Origin of the sequence: Corynebacterium sp. HMSC034H07, assembly GCF_001815175.1 — a bacterium.
Taxonomy (GTDB): domain Bacteria; phylum Actinomycetota; class Actinomycetes; order Mycobacteriales; family Mycobacteriaceae; genus Corynebacterium; species Corynebacterium hiratae.
The window spans coordinates 746-5,455 of record NZ_KV819474.1 but is presented as its reverse complement, the minus strand read 5'-3'; the positions used below and the strand labels follow the sequence as shown (position 1 = coordinate 5,455).

2 protein-coding genes and 1 pseudogene are annotated in these 4,710 nt (G+C 56.9%); all 3 read right to left on the bottom strand.

Going from position 1 to position 4,710, the window contains the following annotated elements:
• Positions 1-765 (bottom strand): annotated as a pseudogene (locus HMPREF3009_RS13490) (adhesin); the annotation flags it as partial.
• A 689-nt stretch (positions 766-1,454) separates the two neighbouring features.
• Entirely contained in the window at positions 1,455-2,804 is a 1,350-nt protein-coding gene (purT, locus tag HMPREF3009_RS00030) for a formate-dependent phosphoribosylglycinamide formyltransferase (RefSeq protein WP_070679221.1), read from the bottom strand.
• 256 nt (positions 2,805-3,060) lie between these two features.
• Positions 3,061-4,710, bottom strand: a 1,650-nt coding sequence (locus HMPREF3009_RS00025; protein ID WP_232760831.1) for an Ig-like domain-containing protein, incomplete at its 5' end; no start/stop codon positions are given.

Below are 4,710 nucleotides of genomic sequence, written 5' to 3'. Positions count from 1 at the left end.
CGTCGAAATCTTCGGAGTATCAGACTCACCTGGAAGACCAGGCTGGTCAATCGGAACCACACGCTGTCCCCCACCACTGTTATGAGTGGTTATGCCGTTGGGACCAACCACAGTGATGAAGGCATCCGCCGGCTGCTCAGGGATAGTAACCGACGGATCGGCTTCAAACTGCTGGTCGAGCGTTTGGGCATTGTCCTTTAGAATGCGCAGCCCCGTGTTCGCCGTGAAATCCTCTGAATTGCCGTCGAACCCGTGGAGCGGACGTGCCAGACCAGAAACATTTCCGCCGTCGTTTGCGTGAATAAACTTAATCGCGGCAGCCCTACCCGACGCATCAGAGACGAGCGCTGCCAAGTAAACGCTGTAACGGTTAGCAAGTTTCTTATCGCCAGCCGCCGTAGCATCACGCAGCTTCATTGCAATGCCGATAGCCGCATTCTGGAACTTCGGGTCATCAAAGCGAATCGCACCTGCTGTGGACTTCTTGTAGCTGCCCTTCTTGAGCATGGGATCGGCAACAGTGTAATCAATACACCAGCCCCATCCGACATCGTTGTTCTTGTGAGGGTTTCTCGCACCTTCTGGCGGAACACCAGCCCACACAAGCTGGCCCCAGCTATGATCTCCGCCAATTTTCGCATTTTCAGCGCCCAAGGTGGTGTTAGGCACGAAATCAGTCGGCTCGGCCGCGCCAGCCTTCGCCCAGGGAACGGTAACCATGGCCGCAATTACTGCAATTGCTGTAAGCACAGCAGTAAAGACCATCCACCCCTCTCTGGAGATATTCCTTAATCTACTCATCGTTTCCTCTTCGAATGATGTGAATGTCTACAAGTTTTCTGCACAGCAGCCTTAGACCACTGAACCAATCTGAAATCGGGACGTAGGTTTTTACACCTTTACCGGCGATTCTTCTCACGAATCTCACGAACTCTTATGGTCCACTCAGGAGACTATCATTCGACACAGGAAGCTGCAAGGTATCTCATTGCTCTATAAATTTCGCCTATACCCAAGTTGGAGCGTATTTATGCTGCACTAGACCGTTTTCAAGTCAGGCAGCTCCTATCTACCGCCCACTTGTTCTATTTTTCCTTCACATCGTCAACTTCTAAGTATTTCTTATAATACTCAATCTAAGATTTACTAAGTTTGCATATCAGTTTTTTCCCACCCGGATTGCGCTAGGAAACCTTCCGCCAGCGCAACAGCACTGTCCGCACCCGCGCTGGCCTAATCCCCTTGTACGCACCTACGAACCTCACCACCTTGCAGCACCCCAAGGCCCGCGAAAACTCGTACTCGCAAGCATTTAACACCCTTGCCGCTACACCTCGCAGACACGCGAAACGGCCGTGCACAAAGCACGGCCGTCATTCCCCATTAGAAACCTCATCCCACGGGGCTTAGACCACTACCCCCATTAATCAGATTTATGGCTCGCCGAGCCCTCATTAATCATCCGCGGAACGCGTGAGCTTCGGGTCAACGTCGACAACCGGCTCAGGGACCTCAATAACCTCGATGTCGGAGACCGGCGAGCCCGCGGGCGCCACAGGTTGCGCATCCGCCTGATCTCCCCCTGAAGACGAGCCCGGCTCCACAGTAATCTTCGCCGCCGCGAGTGCTGCCCTGTCGCGGGCTGTCTCAACGTCTTCTGCAGTCGTAGCCACCATCCCCATTCGGCGCCCTGCATACGCCCACGGCTTACCAAACAGACGCACGTCCGTCTCCTCATAAGCCATGGCAGCATCGAGGCCGGAGTAGGAGACATCATCAAGCTCAGCGTCCGCGTGCAGAATGACTGCCGCACCGGGGCTGACCAACGTCACATCGATCGGGAAGCCCAACATTGCGCGGACATGGAGTTCAAACTCAGAGAAGCGCTGTGTGTATCCAGTCAGCATTGCGGTATCCAAAGGACGCGGCGAGACAGAGGAGAAGTACACCTCATCACCCGCTACGAAGAGCTCAACGCCATAAACACCGCGCCCGCCCAATTCGTTGGAGATGCGCGCCGCAACGGAGCGTGCGTTCGCTAGGGCGTCTTCACTCATCGCCATCGGCTGCCAGGACTCCACCAGATCCCCCTTCTCGTGGCGGTGGCCAATGGGCTCACTGAACCACGTGGCCATCTTGCCCGTAGCCGGGTCAATGGAGCGCACAGCAAGCAGCGTGACCTCATAGTCAAAGTCGACGAAGCGTTCCACCACGACGCGCTTATACTCCGAGGACACGTGGCGCACCATGGCCCAGGCCTCCTCCACGTCCTCTTCTTCCTTAAGAAGGATGTGCCCCTTCCCTGAGGTCGTAATGTCCGGCTTCACGATGCACGGCAGCCCCAACTCCCCCACTGCCTCCTGCAACTCCTCAGCGGACTCAGCAAAGCGATAGGCAGTGACGGGCAGCCCAATCCTCTCAGCGACCTCACGCACGCTCTCACGGCACTGCGTGAGCTCACAAGCCCGCGCTGACGGCACGACAGTGGTGCCGAATTCCTCTATACGCTTCAGCGTCTCCACCGCGACAGTCTCCACCTCTGGGACTACGTAGTCTGGCTTAATCTTCTCAGTCAGCTCCCACACCTTGTATGGGTCCCTAATGTCTGCGATGTAGCTAAAGTGCGCAAGCTGTTGCGCGGGTGCTCCTGCGTAGCGGTCCACGGCGTGAACCTCAAGCCCTAAGTTCTGAAAGGCAATTACTAACTGCTTGCCCAGCTCACCCGCCCCTAGGAGCAGCACCTTGGTGGCGTTTCCTGTTAGGGGGGTTCCGATCTGGCCTGCGATGTCGCCTGCGGTAGTCATTCTCGAATTATCGCACACATTTGACGCCTCGCTGCTTGGCGACGTCCCCCTGTTCCCCACAACCACCAAAACTCACTGTGTCCCACGACGACGCATTGCCGCCCCGGGCTCCGGCCCGGGGGCGCAGGATCACCAAAGCCCCCTTCACCCACCGCAGGGAAACAGTGAGAAAGGGGGCCTGGCGCTACAGACTGACCTTCTAGCGTGTCAGCCGGCCACAGGGGCCGGCTGGCCCTCGGTTATCGCGGTCTTCCTCTTACTTAGAGGAACCCTCGTCAGCACCCGGTGCACAAGCATCAGCCAACAAGCCGATAGCCAAAGCACCAGCAGCAATCAGAGCCACAGCACCAGCAGCCTGCTGGTAATCAGCACCGAAACGCTTCAGCTGCGCATTAATACCATTGACCTGGTCAGCCAACGGGCCGTTGAACAGACCAGCCTGCTGCTGCAGACGGGTGTTCAGATCCTGAATCTGCTTGTTAATCGGAGCAACAAACTCCGACAGACCCGGAATGTTCATCTGGGAAGCCAGACCAACCGGAATCAGGAACAGCAGCGGGATACCAATACCCAGACCGGTGTTGATGCAACGCTCAGACAGGTTCGAAGAACCAGTCCAATCGGAGTCATCAGGCTTCGGAGCCGGCTTGGAATCGCCAGTGACGACACGCTCAGCCTTGTTGCCATCCTTATCCGTTGCAACAATCTTGTCGCCGGTCTTCAGCTCCTTGTCAACAACGACCTTCCACTTACCGTCATCACCAACCTTGACAGTCTTCTCGGTCTTCTTGCCGTCCTTGTCCGTGACAATAACGGTGAGATCCGTACCAGGCTTAGCGGTACCAGTGATCTCCTTGTCACCATCCTTAGCCGGATCAATCGTCGGCTTGATGACCTCCGGAGTCTCAGACGGATCGTCCTCACCCGGCTTGTTCGGGTCAATCGGCCAGGTCGGTCCACCCGGAATAATCGGCTTCTTAGGCTTCTCAACCTCGACGACTACGCGGTCGATCTCGTTGCCGTCCTTGTCCTTGACAACGACAACAACCTTGTCACCAGGCTTAGCGTCCTTATCGATGTCGACAACCAGGTTGCCGTCCTCATCGATTTCAGCCTTACCCGGACCCTCGGTCTCAACCGTGGTGCCATCCTCAACCGGACCACCAGCGTTCGGGATCTCGACCTTGTCACCAGGCTTACCCGCGTCATCCTTCCAATCCGGCTTATCAGCAGGAGCATCAGGCTTCTCAACCTCGACGACTACGCGGTCGATCTCGTTGCCGTCCTTGTCCTTGACAACGACAACAATCTTGTCACCAGGCTTAGCGTCCTTATCGACGTCGACAATCAGCTTGCCTTCGTCATCGATTTCAGCCTTACCCGGCCCCTCGGTCTCAACAGTGGTGCCATCCGGAACGTCACCGCCGGTGTTCGGGATCTCGACCTTGTCGCCAGGCTTACCGGAGTCATCCTTCCAGTCAGGCTTCTCAGTCTCCGGAGCATCGCAGACTTCGCTCTTCTGGCTAGTGAAGGTCCAGGTCGTCTGAGTACCAGCTGGGAAGGTGAAGCCCTTGGCCGGGGTTGCCTCGACCTTGACCGTCTGGCCGTACTCGTAGACGTACTTGCCGTCAGCGTCCGGCGTCAGTTCCTTACCGTCAACGGTCACCTTGTACTCGACACCCTCGGTCTTTTCGACGGTGACGAACGGCGGAACCTTACAAGATGCCGGGTCGTCGGCAGTCGCACCAAGAGATGGGTTGTTCTCCACTGGGGCCACCGGAGTAACCGGGGTAGCGTCCTTCTCGGTCACCGTGACGGTGACGTCAACGGTGTCCGTGGTGCCATCCGGGTAGGTCACAACAACCGGAACAGTGATCTTGTCACCCGGCTTCGCATCCTCAGGAAC